Origin of the sequence: Xanthomonas sacchari, assembly GCF_040529065.1 — a bacterium.
GTDB lineage: Bacteria > Pseudomonadota > Gammaproteobacteria > Xanthomonadales > Xanthomonadaceae > Xanthomonas_A > Xanthomonas_A sacchari.
Genome location: NZ_CP132343.1, coordinates 1319999 through 1333995, shown reverse-complemented (window position 1 = coordinate 1333995; position 13997 = coordinate 1319999). Strand labels below are relative to the sequence as shown.

The following is a 13997-nucleotide window of genomic DNA, read 5'->3' as shown; positions in this document are numbered from 1 at the left end:
GTTTCATGCGCGGGCTCCGTTGACGACGCGCCGATGCAGGCGCTCGATCGCGTCCAGCGCCGAGGTGATGGCGCCTTCCTGCCAGGCCGGGATGTAGGAGGCGTGCTCGCCGGCGAGGGCGATGCGGCCGTCGATCTGGCACAGGTTCTCGTAGTGCTCGGCGCGCGCGGCATCGCTCCACACGCCGAAGCAGCCGTGGGTGAACGGTACCCGGTGCCAGCCCACGGCGATGCCGTTGTCGAATTCGCGCGGGTATTGCGGATGCAGCTGCGTGCCGTACTCCACCGCCTTGGCCACGCGCTGCGGCGGCGTCATCGAGGTGAACTCGAATGCCTCCAGCCCCCACACGTAGGCGCCCAGCAACACGCCCTTGCCGGCGCTCTGGAAGCCGGTGCTCGGATAGCTGATCAGGGTGATCGGCAGGTCGGTGTAGCTGATGCCGCCATAGATCGCCTCGTCCTCTTCCCAGAAGCGGCGCTTGAACTGCAGCCCGACCTTGACCGAGGCCGCGTACGGCACCTGGCCGATCGCCGCGGCCATCTTCTCGCCCACCGCGATCGGGATGCGGCTGAGGATCGACAGCGGGATCGTGCACACGCACCAATCGGCCTTGGCCAGCTGTTCGCTGCCGTCCGCTTCCTGGTAAGCGACGCTGACCCCGTGCGCGTCCTGGTCGATGCGGGTCACCCGCGCGTTGTAGCGGATCGCATCGCCCAACTGGCGCGCGAAGGCCTTGCCGATCTGGTCCATGCCGCCGACCGGCTGGAACATCGCGGTCTGCATCTCGTAGTTGTTGCCTGCCGCCAGCGTGGTCCACAGCCGCGAGCGCAGGATGTCCTGGGCGGTGAACGGTGCGGAGAACTGCGGCTTGCCGGACAGGCCGCCGCCGGGATACTTGGCGAAGCCGCGGCGCTCGCTGCTCTCGCGGCCCTCGACGTAGCCGAAGTCCTTGTCCAGCGCGCCCCAGTTGCGCAGCGACTCGAGCAGGATATCCTGGTCCTCGCGCTGCAGTTGCGCATCCAGCGCGCCCTGCCTGGTGCTCTTGGCCAGCAGTTCGGCCACGTGCCCCTTGTAGTCGGCGTCGATGTCGCGGAAGCGCTGCGGCCTGCCGCCGAAACCGGTGCGGCTGTGCAGCAGCGCGTTGAAGTTGACCTGCACGAACGGCTCCAGCGCCACCCCGAACTGCTTGCAGTAGGACAGCACCGCCTTGTGGTGGTGCGGGATGCGCCACGGCCCGGGATTGAGGTACATGCCTTCGTCGAACCCGCACTGCTGGGTGAAGCCCCCCAGTTCGGTGTAGCGGTCGCCGCCGCGCAGCGTCCAGTTGCGGCCGCCCGGGCGTGCGTTGTACTCGAGCACCTGCACGCGGTAGCCGGCCTTGCGCAGTTCGAACGCCGCGGTCAGGCCGGCCAGGCCGGCACCGAGCACCAGCACCGAGGCGCCGCGGGCGTCGCCGTCCAGCCGCGGCACGCCGGTGAAGCGCGATTCGGCGGCCAGTCCCAGGCTGTGCATCGCCTGGTACATCATCGCGCCGCCGCCGGCCAGGCCGATCCTGGCGAGCAACTGGCGGCGGGTCATGGCTCCCTTGGGGGCTGCGTGCATCGTGGACATCGCCTCGCGGATGGCGGGTCGACCATAGCCGTCGCGGCGACGGCGCAGGCCGGATGCGGCGGGTAGGCCGCGATGGGGTGGGTAGGTGGGGTGGGTGTGGGTGCTTGGCGGGGATTGCGGCCGCCTTACCCTCACCCCAACCCCTCTCCCGGGGGGAGAGGGGCTTCAGCGCCGGCGCTCAGAAGCGGTAGGTGAGCTTGGCGTAGTAGCGCGCGCCGAAGTAGCCGATCGGGCTGCCGGTCAGGTACGGCGAGTTGTAGTAGCTCAGGTAGTTCTTCTCGAGGTAGTCGTAGGCCGCCGCCGGGATCTTGTCCGGATACGTGTTGAACACGTTGTCGCCGCCGACGCTGACCGTGAGCCGTTCGGTGGGCCGGTAGGTCAGTTCGACGTTGGTCAGCGCCAGCGTGCCGATCTCCTGCTTGTAGTACGGCGCGCCGTTGACGTCGACCACGTCGAGCTTGCTCAGTACGCTGGCGGGGAAGATCTCGCCGTTCCAGTCGTCGTACGGCGTGACCAACTGGTATTGCGACCCGTAGATCGCCTCGGTCACGCGCAGGCTGAACTTGCCGATGTTGAGGGTGGCGCCCAGGTTGACCCGGTACTTGGGCGCGTTGTTCTCCAGGTTGATCAGGGTCGCCGCGCTGTACATGGTGGCGCCGCCGAGCACCTGCGGCGCCGGCTTGGCGTCGAGCACCTCGGTCTTGTTGTAGTTGGCCGCCAGGATCCAGTCGATCGAGCCCCAGTCGAACGCGCTGATGTAGTTGGTCACCCAGTCCACGCCGCTGCTGCGGGTCTTGAGCGCGTTGTTGAAGATCGCCACGGAAATGTTCTGGCGTGCGGTGGCGTCGAGCGAGCCGCCCGGCGCGGACGGGTCGATGCCGCCCAGGTAGCCGAAATCGACCAGGGCCTGGCCGAGCGCGGCATTGTAGGTCGCGTCGGGGACGCCGTCGCCGTTGGTGTCGCCCGGCTCGCCGGCGCGGGAGTATTCGAAGGTCCCGACGCCGATGCGGTCGGAGATGGTGATGCGGTAGAAATCCAGCGTGCTGTCGAGGTTGGACATCGGCCGGAACACGAAGCCCAGGCTGTAGTTGGTGCTGGTCTCCGGTTTCAGGCTGCCGAAGCCCAGCGCGGCGGCGGCGGCGCTGTTGGGCTGCAGCGTCGGCGTGGCGCTGGTCGGGCCGACCTGCACCGCCGAGTAGTAGCCTTCCTGCAGCGTCGGCGCACGGAAGCCGGTGCTGGCGGTGGCGCGCACCGCGAACGTGTCGCTGAGGTCGAAGCGGGTGGTCAGCTTGCCGACCACCTTGCTGCCGAAGTCGCTGTAGTTCTCGTAGCGCCCGGCCACGTCCAGCAGCCATTTCTCGGTCGGGTTGAACACCGCGTCGGCGTAGGCGGCATAGCTATGGCGGCTGTAGGCACCGGTGTTGAACAGCGGGTTGTAGCCGGGGAAGGACGACGCACCGGCGCCGTAGTACGAAGCGGGGTCGCCCGCGTCGATGCCGTAGCGGTCGCGGCGGTACTCGATGCCGGCATTGAAGGTCAGCGGCTGCGACAGGCCGACGTCGAAATCGTGGGTGGCATTGAGGTTGGTGGTCCACTGGCTGGCCCAGAAGCTGCCGTCGTAGAAATCCTCGGGCGAATAGCCGTCCTCCTGCCACAGGCTGAAGTTCATCGAGTTCAGCGTGTACACGTCCATCGTGTTCTTGCCGTAGCTGCTGGAGACATCCCAGGACCAGTCGGCGAGTACCCCTTTCAGGCCGGCGGTGAGTTCGTAGTCGACCTCATCGGACGCCTCGGACGGATTGAAGCCCAGCGGATACTTGTGGCTGACCGCGCCGGTCGTCGGATCGACATAGCCGCCATCCTGGCTGGGACGCCGGTAGTTCTCCTCCGACTGCGCGGTCTTCTTGCCGAAGCTGCCGAACGCGTAGAACTCCAACGCGTCGCCGAGCACCACGCCGGAGTTGAAGAACAGCGCCTTGCGGTGCACTTCCGGCGGATTGAGCCAGGCGTTGACGTTGGGAAAGCGCGGGTTGAGGGTCATGCCGCGCACGTCGTCGGCGAGGAAGTCGGCCATGCTCGGATTGACCGCCGCGCAGTCGGCGTAGTTGGCCACGCAGTCGGCGTAGCTGTAGGAGCCGAGCCGGTACACGGTCTTGCGGTTCTCCACCTCGGCGCTGAGGCTGAAGTACGCCGCGTCGCTGCCGAAGCCGATGTTGGCGCCCCAGGAATCGGTGCCGCCGCCCCCGTCCTTGTAGCCGGCGTAACCGGCATCCACCTCGCCGCCGTCGTGGTTCTTCTTCAGGATGATGTTGATGACGCCGGCAATCGCGTCCGAGCCGTACAGCGCCGCGGCACCGTCGGTGAGCACTTCGACGTGGTCGATCGCCGCGGCGGGGATGAACGACAGATCCGCCGACGCCGCGCCGGTGGTGGTGTTGACGTTGGAGGTGATGTGGCGGCGCTTGCCGTTGACCAGCACCAGCGTGTGGTTGGGCGAGAGGTTGCGCAGACTGGCGGTGAGGGTCTGGCTGGCCATATCGTTGCCGGTCTGGTTGGCGTTGTAGGACGGCACCTGGTTGGCGATGGCGTTGATCAGGTCCGGCGCGGCCGACTGCTTGAGCATCTCCGCGCTGACCAGTTGAATCGGCGCGGGGCTGTCGGTCACCGCCATGTTGGCCTTGCGCGTGCCGGTCGAGATGACCGTGATCGCGTCCAGCGTCTTGGCCTCGCCGTCGGCGTCCTCGGCCAGCGCCGGCAGCGCCTGCGCGGCAGCCAGCAACAGCGCCAGCGTGGCCGGCCCATGGCGATGGCCCGCGCGCTCCAGTCCCCTGCGCACCGATTCCGCCAGACGCTGCGTCTTCAATCGTTTGCTCATGCCCAAGACCCCCTGGATGACGTGGATGTCGCGTGGAAACGCACCGATCCCCTACCGGCGGCGCCGTGACGCGGCGCGGAGGAACCATAGCCAGCGCGCTGCGGCGAGCGGCCGCACGCGGCGGGTAGGTGGGCCGCGGGCGGGTGGGCGGGGGACCACCGGCAGCGCCGCGCGGGTAGCGGCGTTCGTCGCTGCCGGGGACCTGGGTTACGCTCGGGCGCCCCACCCCGGCCTCCTCGCATGTCCCAGCCCCGCCCTCGCCTGCCTTCGCCCGCGCCATGGCCGTACTGACCCAGCCGCGCCCGCGTCTGCTGCTGCTCGATTTCGACGGCGTGCTGGCCGGCTACACCCGCGCAGTGCGCATCGCAGTCCTGGCCGCGCAGTGCGGCTGCGATCCGGCGCGGGTGCGGCAGGTGCTGTTCGCGTCCGGCCTGGAGACCGCCTACGACGGCGGCGAGCTCGCCACCGCCGACTACCTGGCGCGGCTGGGTGCGGGCCTGGGCAAGCCGGTGCGCGAAGCCGACTGGATCGCCGCGCGCGTCGCCGCCAGCCGCGGCGATCCCGGCGTGGTCGCGCGGGTGCTGGCACTGGCCGACCGCGTCGACATCGGCGTGCTGACCAACAACGGCGCGCTGATGGCCCAGGCGATCGCGCAGATCGTGCCGGCGCTGTTTCCGTTGCTGCAGGGCCGCGTGCTGTGCAGCGGCACGCTGGGCGGGCGCAAGCCGCAGGCCGAGGTCTATCGGCGTGCGCTCGACCACTTCGGCGTCGCCCCGCGGCACGCCCTGTTTCTCGACGACCTGTTCGTCAACGTGCGCGGCGCCCGTGCCATCGGCATGCGCGCGGAAACCGCCAGCGGCGCGCGTGCGGTGCGCCGCGCGCTGGCGCGGCACGGCCTGGCGTAGGCATCGCGCCTACGCACGCGGCAGAAGTGCCCTGCCGCAGCGACAAGGATGGAGTAAAGCGGCTTCAGCCGCGACGCGCGATGCGATGGCCTCGCGGACCCCAGAGGCCATCGCCCCCGTATGCGGCAGCCACCGGTCATCGCGTCGGGACTGAAGTCCCTCCCACAGGCGCTTGCCTGCAGGTGACGAGTCCGCTGGCGCGATGCGATGGCCTCGTAGGCCCCAGAGGCCATCGCCACCCGCAGTGCGGCAGTCACCGATCATCGCGTCGGGACTGAAGTCCCTCCCACAGGTGATCGCCTGCACGTGACCGGTCCGCTGGCGCGATGCCCACCTGTGGGAGCGGCTTAAGCCGCGACGCGCGATGCGATGGCCTCGCGGGCCCCAGAGGCCATCGCCCCCGCAGTGCGGCAGTCATCGGTCATCGCGTCGGGACTGAAGTCCCTCCCACAGGCGCTTGCCTGCACGTGACGTCCGCCGGCGCGATGCCTACCTATCGGGGCAACTGTCAACGCGTGCCGACGTACTCCCGCAGCGCCGTGCGCAACCGCTGCAGGCCCTCGGCCAGTTCCTGATCAGTGATGTTCAGCGCAGGCACGAAGCGCAACACGTCCGGCCCGGCCTGCAAGGTCAGCACCCCGTGTGCGGCGGCGTGATCGAGGATCGTCCCGGCCTGCCCGGCATGCGCCGGGTTCAACACCGCACCGAGCATCAAGCCGCGTCCGCGCACCTGCGAGAACAGCCTGAATTCCTCGTCGAGCGCCGTCAGGCCCTTGCGCAGCGCCGCCGACTGCCGCGACACGTTGGCGGCGATCGCCGTCGAGGCCAGCTTGCGCAGCGCCACCCGCGCCACCGCCGCGGCCAGCGGGTTGCCGCCGAAGGTGGTGCCGTGCGCACCGAACTGCATGGTCTCGGCCACCTTCGGCCCGGCCAGCAGCGCGCCGATCGGAAAGCCGCCGCCCAGCGCCTTGGCCAGGGTCACGATGTCGGGGACGATCTGGTCCTGCCAGTGCGCGAACAGGGTGCCGGTGCGGCCCATGCCGCACTGGATCTCGTCCAGCACCAGCAGCGCGCCGTGGTGGTCGCACAGCGCCCGCACCTGCGCCAGGAAGCCCGGCGCCGCCGGCATCACCCCGCCCTCGCCCTGCACCGGCTCCAGCATCACCGCGGCCACGTCGCCGGCGGCCATCGCCGTTTCCAGCTGCACGATGTCGTTGAAGTCGACGTAGCGGAAGCCGCCGGGCAGCGGCTCGTAGCCTTCCTGGTACTTGGGCTGCGCGGTGGCGGTCACCGCGGCCAGGGTGCGGCCGTGGAAGCTGCCGCGGAAGGTGACGATCACCCGCCGCTGCGGCGGACGGCCCTGGGCGGTGGCCCACTTGCGCACCAGCTTGATCGCCGCCTCGTTGGCCTCGGCGCCGGAATTGCACAGGTAGGCCTTCTCCGCGAAGCGCGAGGCCAGCACCAGTTCCTCGACCAGCCGCAGCGGCGGCTCGCTGTAGAACACGTTGCTGGTGTGCCACAGCTTGCCGGCCTGTTCGAGCAGCGCCGCCTGCAGGTCCGGATCGTTGTGGCCGAGCCCGCACACGGCGATGCCGGCCGACAGGTCGATGTAGTCGCGCCCCTCGCTGTCCCAGACCCGGGCGCCCTGGCCGCGCTCCAGCACCAGCTGGCGCGGGCGGTAGATCGGCAGGCTGTAGCGTTGACCGAGGGCGATCAGCTCCGCGGCGGAAGAAGCGGTCATCGAGGCAGTCCTGCGGGGAAAGCGCCGATTATAGAGACCACCGGCAGCGCGTGCCCGGGACCGCGGGCGGGCGCCTGGCACCATGGGCTGGCACGCCGTCCGCTGCGGCAGCGCGCGCCGGGCGGCACTGCCGCTCGGGTAGCATGGGGCGCATGCGATTTTTCCTCGATTCCCCGCTCGCCCCGGCGACCGAACACGGCTGGCGGCGCCGCTGGTTCGACATCATCTACCGGCACGACACCACGCCGTCGCGCAACTTCGACCTGCTGCTGGTGGCGGCGATCGTGGCCAGCGTCGCGGTGATCCTGGTCGACAGCGTGCCGGCGCTGCACAGCCGTTACGCCGGCGCCCTGTACGTGCTGGAGTGGGGCTTCACCGTGCTGTTCACCGCCGAGTACGTCTTGCGCCTGGCCACGGTGCAGCGGCCGCTGCGCTACGCGCTGAGCTTTTGGGGCGTGATCGACCTGTTGTCGATCCTGCCCACCTACATCTCGTTTCTGCTGCCCGGCGCGCAGACGCTGCTGGTGGTGCGCGTGCTGCGGGTGCTGCGGCTGTTCCGCATCCTCAAGCTGACCCGCTACGTCGAGGAAAGCAGCCTGCTGGTCGATGCGTTGTGGCGCAGCCGGCGCAAGGTGTTCGTGTTCCTGTTCACGGTGATCACCCTGGTGGTGATCTTCGGCGCGCTGATGTACGTGGTCGAAGGCCCGGCCAACGGCTTCACCAGCATCCCCACCGCGATGTACTGGGCGGTGGTGACGATGGCCACGGTCGGCTTCGGCGACATCGCCCCGCTCACCCCGCTGGGCCGCGCCATCACCTCGGTGCTGATCCTGATCGGCTACAGCATCATCGCCGTGCCCACCGGCATCTACACCGCCGAACTGGCCAACAGCCTGCGCGACGCCGACCGCCTTCGCGCGCCGGATCGACGCACCTGCGCACGCTGCGGCCTGCACGGCCACGACCGCAACGCCGGCTATTGCCGGGGCTGCGGCCAGGCGTTGCCCGAGACCGCGCCCTGAGCCCTCACCACACGCCGGTATTGGGCATCGACGCCCACGGCTCGGCCGGGGCCAGCGCATCACCCTTCTGCAGCAGTTCGATCGAGATCAGGTCGGGCGTGCGCACGAAGGCCATGCGCCCGTCGCGCGGCGGACGGTTGATGGTCACGCCGAGCGACTGCAGGTGCGCGCACAGGGCGTAGATGTCGTCGACCTCGAAGGCCAGATGGCCGAAGTTGCGGGCGCTGCCGTAATCCTCGTCCGAGCCCCAGTTGTAGGTCAGCTCGACCTCGGCCTCCGGGTTCTCCGGCGCGCCGAAGTACACCAGGGTGAACTTGCCGGCTTCGTTCTCGATGCGGCGGGTTTCGTGCAGGCCCAGGCCTTCGGTGAAGAACTTGCTGGTCTTCTCCAGGTCGTGGACGCGGATCATGGCGTGCAGGTATTTCATCGTGACAGCTCCGAGGGTGGGGGATGGGACGCGCCGTACCGCGATGGCGCGCGGAAACGGCGCATAGGGTAGCGCCGGCGGCGTGCAGGCATGGCGACGCCGCGGAGGAATGGGTTCAACGGAAATAGCAGGCCTTCAGCGGCAGCGCCGCCGCGCCCACCGCACTGGCGTCGGCGGTGGCGGCGGCCGGCAGCAACAGCGGCAACGGCCGCGCCTGGCCGCGGCGTGGCTGGTTGTCGATGCGCACGTGCGGAATCAGCCGCGTGGCCAGTTCGCGCGGCATGCGCCCGCCGAACACCACCGCCTGCGGATCGAAGATCGCCACGATCGCCGAGACGATCAGCGACAGGCCCGGCGCCACCCGCGCGATCCAGCGCTCGATCGCCGGCCACGCCGGATCGTAGGCCGCCAGCAGCGCGCGGATGTCGGGCAGCGCGATGCCGTCCTCGGCCAGCAACTGCCGCAACAGCTCCAGCGTACCGCGCTCCAGACCTTGTTGCGGCAGCATGCCGGCGAACTCGCCGGCATTGCCGTGCGCGCCGCGCAGGCAGGTGCCGTCGATCACCACGCCGCCGCCCAGGCCGTAGTTGAAATGCAGATAGGCGAAATCGCGGTACTGGCGGCCGATGCCGAGCAGGCTCTCGCCCGCCGCCGCCACCGTGCCGTCGTTGTCCACCCACACCGGCAGGCCCAGCGCCTCGGCCAGCCAGTCGCCGATCGACAGCTCGCCCAGCGCGCGCAGCGGCTCGGGCGGATTCATGTGCACGCCGTCCTCGACGAAGAAGCCGGTCATCGCCACCCCCGCGCCGAGGCGCGGGCCGAGCCCGGCACCAGCAGCCGCGGTCAGCGCCGCATCGGCCTCGCGCAGTTGCGCCAGCAGCGCGGCCGGCTCGGTCGAGCGCAGCGCATGTTCGGCAGTGGCGCGGATCTGCCCGCTGAAATCCAGCAGCGCCAGCGACAGCGCATCGGTGGCGATGGCGTAGCCGACGGTATGGCCGTAACCGGGATTGAGCGCGATGCCCGCGCCCGGCTTGCCGCGGCCGGCATGCGCCAGCGAGGCGCCGATCGCGACCAGGCCGCGCTCGGCGAGCGCATCGACCAGGCGCACCGCCGACTGCACAGTCAGCCCGGTGCTGCGGCTGAGATCGGCGCGGGTGGCGGTGCCGGCCAAACGCAGGCGGTCGAGCATGTGCCGCTCGTTGTCGCTGAGATCGGCATGGATGGCGTGGCGGGACTCGGGAAGGCGCGGCAGGGCGACGGCGACTGGAGCGGGCATGGGCGGCGGTGGCATCAAGACCCCGGCAGCATAGCCGCGCCGGGTCGTTGCGGCACCGGCCGCGCTCGGATGGAACAGAGCGTTTGCGCAGCGCGCCGCCGCCCGCACACGGTGCGTTTGCGGTCGCGGCCCCTGCCGCCCAAATCGCGGCGCCGCATCGCCTCCGGTGCGCCGGCGCCTGGGGTCTCAGTCCAGGAACAGATCCGGCAGCAGCGGCTGCGAGGGATCCAAGGCATAGCCGGACAGGTCGTGCACCCCGGACTCGGCCAGCACCGCGTCGTCGATCAGGAACTGGCCGTAGAAGCCGGCCGCTGGCCGGGTCAGCACGGCATGCGCGGCGTCGGCCATGATCTCCGGGCGGCGGCCGTTGCCGGCCTCGACGCCCGGGATCATGTTCAGCGCCTCGGTGGCGATCAGCGTGCGTGGCCACAGCGCATTGACCGCAACGCCCTGCGGGCCGAACTCGCCGGCCAGGCCCAGGGTGACGAAGCTCATGCCCATCTTCGCCAGGGTGTAGCCGGTATGCGGCGCCCACCACTTGGGGTCCAGCGACGGCGGCGGCGCCAGGGTCAGGATGTGCGGGTTGGCGCTGCGCAGCAGATGCGGCAGGCAGGCCTGCGCGCACAGGAAGCTGCCGCGCGCATTGACCTGCTGCATCAGGTCGAAGCGCTTCATCGGCGTGTCCAGCGCCCCGCGGAGCCAGATCGCGCTGGCGTTGTTGACCAGGATGTCGATGCCGCCAAACGCCTCCACCGTCGCCGCCACCGCCGCACGTACCTGCGCCTCTTCGCGGATGTCGCACTTCAGCGCCAGCGCACGCCCACCGGCCGCCTCCACCGCCGCCGCCGCGCTGTGGATGGTGCCGGGCAGCTTCGGATTGGGCACCGCCGACTTCGCCGCGATCGCCACATTGGCGCCATCGCGCGCGGCCCGCAGCGCGATCGCCAGCCCGATACCGCGCGAGGCGCCGGTGATTAAGAGGGTTTTACCTTGTAAGGTCACGGGATTAGGGATTCGGGATTGGAGATTCGCCAAAGCTTAGCGCCTTGCTGTCCCCACCAGGGGAGGGTCAGGCGCCGCCATGCGCCGTTGCCAATCCCCAATCCCGAATCCCCAATCCCGGCCTTTCAGGGCTTCGGCCCCTGCCCCTCGTTGTCTTCCCACTTGAGCAGGCGCCGGGTGACGAAGCGATAGACCGGCTTGCCGCTGGCGAACCACAGTTCGCGCACCCAGGAATGGCGCTTGAGCAGGCGCCGCTCGATCGGGGTGAGCGCATGCGCGCAGTACATGCGCTTGTGCTTGAGCAGGTGGCGCAGGTCCTCGCGCGCCAGCAGGCGCATCCAGCGCGAGCGGGGTGCGCCGCGCACGGCGAGCTGGAAGTCGATCAGCGCCGGGCTGCCGTCCGCCAGCACCAGCCAGTTCGCTTCCTTGGCCAGGTCGTTGTGCGCCACGCCGCGCCGGTGCACCTGCTGCAGCAGGCGCCGCGCGGCGCGGAAATACGCCAGGTCGCCGCGCGGCGGCCGCTGGTACATCGCCGCGCCGTCCAGGTAGCTGCGATCCAGGAAGGTGCCGTCCCAGCCGCGCAGGTGCGGCGTCGCCGCCATGCCGTCCAACTGGCGCAGGGCGAGCGCCTCGCGCCGCGCCAGCCACCACGCCGGCAGCCGCAGCCACCACGGCGAGGCGGTGAGGTCGCGGCGGACGAAGCGCGCGTCGCCCTCGCCCAGCAGCAGGATGCGACCGAAGCTGTCGGCCTTGAGGATCTGGACGGTGCGGGGAGCGGGGGCAGGCATCCAGTCAGTGTAGAGCGTGCGACGCGGTTTGACCGGTCCGCACACACCGCCCCCGCCAGGCAGGCGCCTGCTCCGGCGCTGGTCAGCTGCGCGTCGCGCCCCACGCCACGGCAGGCCGCACCGCCGGTTCGGTGCGTCGCGCCGGACTGCGGCGGATCCACGCACGGCCCCGCGCTCCGCGGCGCGGATTGGACCGGCGCAGTCCGGGATCGCGCCCACAATGCGCCCGCAGCAAACCAGGCGCCGGGCAGCCCGGTGCTGCAAGGGCGCTCGCCCGACTCGGCATCGCCAGCGCTAACGGACCGTCATCACGCTCCCTCTATACTTGCCCGATGAATGCCTCATGGACCGATGCCACGCTGGAGTGGATCGCAGCACACCCCATCCTGGCCGGCGCGGTCATCTTCGCCATCGCGTTCTGCGATGCGGTCATCATCCTCGGCACGCTGGTGCCGGCGCTGCCGCTGCTGTTCGCGATCGGCGTGCTGATCGGCCTGGGCCAGATCTCCGGCCCGTATGCGGTGATCAGCGCCGCGCTCGGCGCACTGATCGGCGATGCGGTCAGCTACTGGGTCGGCTACCGCTGGGGCCATCAGTTGCGCAACTACTGGCCGTTCAAGCGCTACCCGCAGCTGCTTGACCGCGGCGAGGCGATGTTCCGCCGCAACGCCTTCAAGAGCATCCTGGTGGCGCGCTACGTCGGCGCCATCCGGCCGTTCGTGCCGGCGGTGGCGGGCATGATGAAGATGCCGCTGCGGCGCTACCTGCTGCCCAGCAGCGTGGCCGCGGTGACCTGGGCGCTGCTGTTCCTCGGGCCGGGCTGGCTGTTGGGCCAGGCCTACGACGCGGTGGCCGCGGTCGCCGGCCGTCTGTTCCTGGTGGTGGGCCTGCTGGCGCTGGCGCTGGGCCTGGTGTGGGCGATCGTGCTGTATGGCTACCGCTGGTCGGCTGGGCACATGGACGCACTGCTGGCGCGCGGCCTGGACTGGTCGCGCCGGCATCCGGTGCTGGGCCGCTACTCGATCGCGGTGTTCGACCCGCAGCGGCGCGAGTCGGTGCCGCTGGCAATGCTGGCGGTGATGCTGCTGGCACTGGGCTGGGGCTGGTTCGCGCTGCTGATGGTGGTGGTGGCGCACGGCGAGCCGTTGCGCCTGGACCTGGCGGTGCACGACCTGATGCTGGCCCTGCGCAACCCGCTGGCCGACTACCCGATGACCGCGCTGGCCTCGCTGGGCGACTGGCAGGTGCTGCTGCCGCCGACCGCATTGGGCCTGCTTTATCTGGCCTGGCGCCGGCGCTGGATGGCCGCGGCGCACTGGCTGGCGGCGCTGGCGTTCGGCCTGGCCCTGACCAAGCTGCTCGGCACCACGGTGCACGTGGTGCGGCCGCCGGCGGCCAGCAGCGGTTTCGGTTTCCCGTCGGTGGCGGTGACCATGGCCACGATCAGCTTCGGTTTCTTCGCGGTGCTGATCGCGCGCGAACTGCCGGGGCGCTCGCGGGTGTGGCCGTACCTGTTGTCGGGTGCGGTGGTGACCCTGATCGGCTTCGCCCGCCTGTACCTGGGCGCGCACTGGCTCAGCGACGTGGTCGGCGGCATGCTGTTCGGCATCTTCTGGCTGCTGGTGCTGGGCATCGCCTACCGCCGCCGTTTCAACCGCGGGTTCTGGATGAAGCCGCTGGCCTGGCTGTTCTATGGCGGCTTCGCGATCGCCGCGCTGTGGTACGCGCCGCGCCAGCTGGAACGCAAGCTGGCCAAGTTCGAACCGCCGCCGCCGCAGGTCACGCAACTGGCGGATGCGGCCTGGTGGCAGCGCGACTGGCGGCAATTGCCGTCGCGGCGCAACGAGTTCGACGACGACCAGCGCTGGCCGCTGGACATCCAGGTGGCCGGACCGCTGGCGCCGCTGCAGCGCCAGCTCGAAGCGGCCGGCTGGCGGGTGCAGCCGCAAGCCGGCTGGCAGCAGGCGCTGCAGTTGCTCGACTACAAGGCCACGCCGGCACAGGTGCCGGTGCTGCCGGCGACGCTGGACACGCGCGTCGAGTCGCTGCTGATGCTGCGCCCCGGCCCGAATCCGGACGAGCTGTATGCGCTGCGCCTGTGGCCGGCGCCGGCGCGCCTGCAGCCGGGCAACGTGCCGCTGTGGCTGGGCAGCGCGCAGAGCCTGCGCTACGAGCGCCACTTCAACCTGATCGGCCTGTGGCGCCCGCTGCGCGGCGCCGATCCGGCGCTCAATGCGGTGACCGAGGCGCTGCAAGCGCTGCCCACCCGCAAGGACATGCACCGTCGCAGCCAGATCCCGGTGCTGCTGGTGCGCAGCGACGGCGAGGCGCCGCCGTCGCCCTGAGCGGC

General features: G+C 70.3%; 10 protein-coding genes. 3 read left to right on the top strand and 7 right to left on the bottom strand.

The genetic code is table 11. The annotated features are described in order from the left end of the window. Window positions 1–3: 3 nt before the first annotated feature. Together RAB71_RS05685 and RAB71_RS05680 are read right to left on the bottom strand one after the other, a co-directional pair. Window positions 4–1578 (bottom strand): NAD(P)/FAD-dependent oxidoreductase, encoded by a 1575-nt coding sequence (locus RAB71_RS05685; protein ID WP_010342789.1) that lies wholly within the window; start codon window positions 1576–1578, stop codon window positions 4–6. 211 nt (window positions 1579–1789) lie between these two features. Continuing rightward, window positions 1790–4486 carry a TonB-dependent siderophore receptor gene (locus RAB71_RS05680; RefSeq protein WP_100224020.1) on the bottom strand — a complete coding sequence of 899 codons (2697 nt, stop codon included), beginning with the start codon at window positions 4484–4486 and terminating at the stop codon, window positions 1790–1792. Window positions 4487–4773: 287 nt separating this feature from the next. Between RAB71_RS05680 and RAB71_RS05675 the strand changes: the two genes are divergently transcribed. Then, a complete protein-coding gene (locus tag RAB71_RS05675; protein ID WP_041500745.1) occupies window positions 4774–5391 on the top strand; it encodes an HAD-IA family hydrolase in 618 nt (205 codons plus the stop codon). A gap of 508 nt (window positions 5392–5899) precedes the next feature. On the opposite strand, the gene RAB71_RS05670 is transcribed toward RAB71_RS05675, so the two are convergent. Beyond that, a complete protein-coding gene (locus tag RAB71_RS05670; protein WP_010343360.1) occupies window positions 5900–7132 on the bottom strand; it encodes an acetylornithine transaminase in 1233 nt (410 codons plus the stop codon). A 152-nt stretch (window positions 7133–7284) separates the two neighbouring features. Here RAB71_RS05670 and RAB71_RS05665 point away from each other — a divergent pair, with 152 nt between their 5' ends. After that, window positions 7285–8154 (top strand): ion transporter, encoded by an 870-nt coding sequence (locus tag RAB71_RS05665; RefSeq protein ID WP_010343361.1) that lies wholly within the window; start codon window positions 7285–7287, stop codon window positions 8152–8154. Window positions 8155–8158: 4 nt separating this feature from the next. Here RAB71_RS05665 and RAB71_RS05660 read toward each other — a convergent pair whose 3' ends face one another. The 4 genes from RAB71_RS05660 to RAB71_RS05645 form a co-directional block, all read right to left on the bottom strand. Beyond that, window positions 8159–8581, bottom strand: a complete 423-nt coding sequence (locus tag RAB71_RS05660) for a VOC family protein (protein ID WP_010343362.1) — start codon at window positions 8579–8581, stop codon at window positions 8159–8161. Window positions 8582–8696: 115 nt separating this feature from the next. Then, window positions 8697–9857: an ROK family transcriptional regulator gene (locus tag RAB71_RS05655; protein WP_029562141.1), complete on the bottom strand. Its 1161-nt coding sequence runs from the start codon at window positions 9855–9857 to the stop codon at window positions 8697–8699. Window positions 9858–10043: 186 nt separating this feature from the next. Then, window positions 10044–10859, bottom strand: a complete 816-nt coding sequence (locus tag RAB71_RS05650) for an NAD(P)-dependent oxidoreductase (RefSeq protein WP_010343364.1) — start codon at window positions 10857–10859, stop codon at window positions 10044–10046. Window positions 10860–10984: 125 nt separating this feature from the next. Beyond that, entirely contained in the window at window positions 10985–11647 is a 663-nt protein-coding gene (locus RAB71_RS05645; RefSeq protein WP_010343365.1) for a serine/threonine-protein kinase, read from the bottom strand. Between the two features lie 332 nt (window positions 11648–11979). Here RAB71_RS05645 and RAB71_RS05640 point away from each other — a divergent pair, with 332 nt between their 5' ends. Then, complete coding sequence (locus tag RAB71_RS05640; RefSeq protein ID WP_010343366.1) at window positions 11980–13992, top strand: bifunctional DedA family/phosphatase PAP2 family protein; 2013 nt, start codon at window positions 11980–11982, stop codon at window positions 13990–13992. Window positions 13993–13997: the final 5 nt, after the last annotated feature.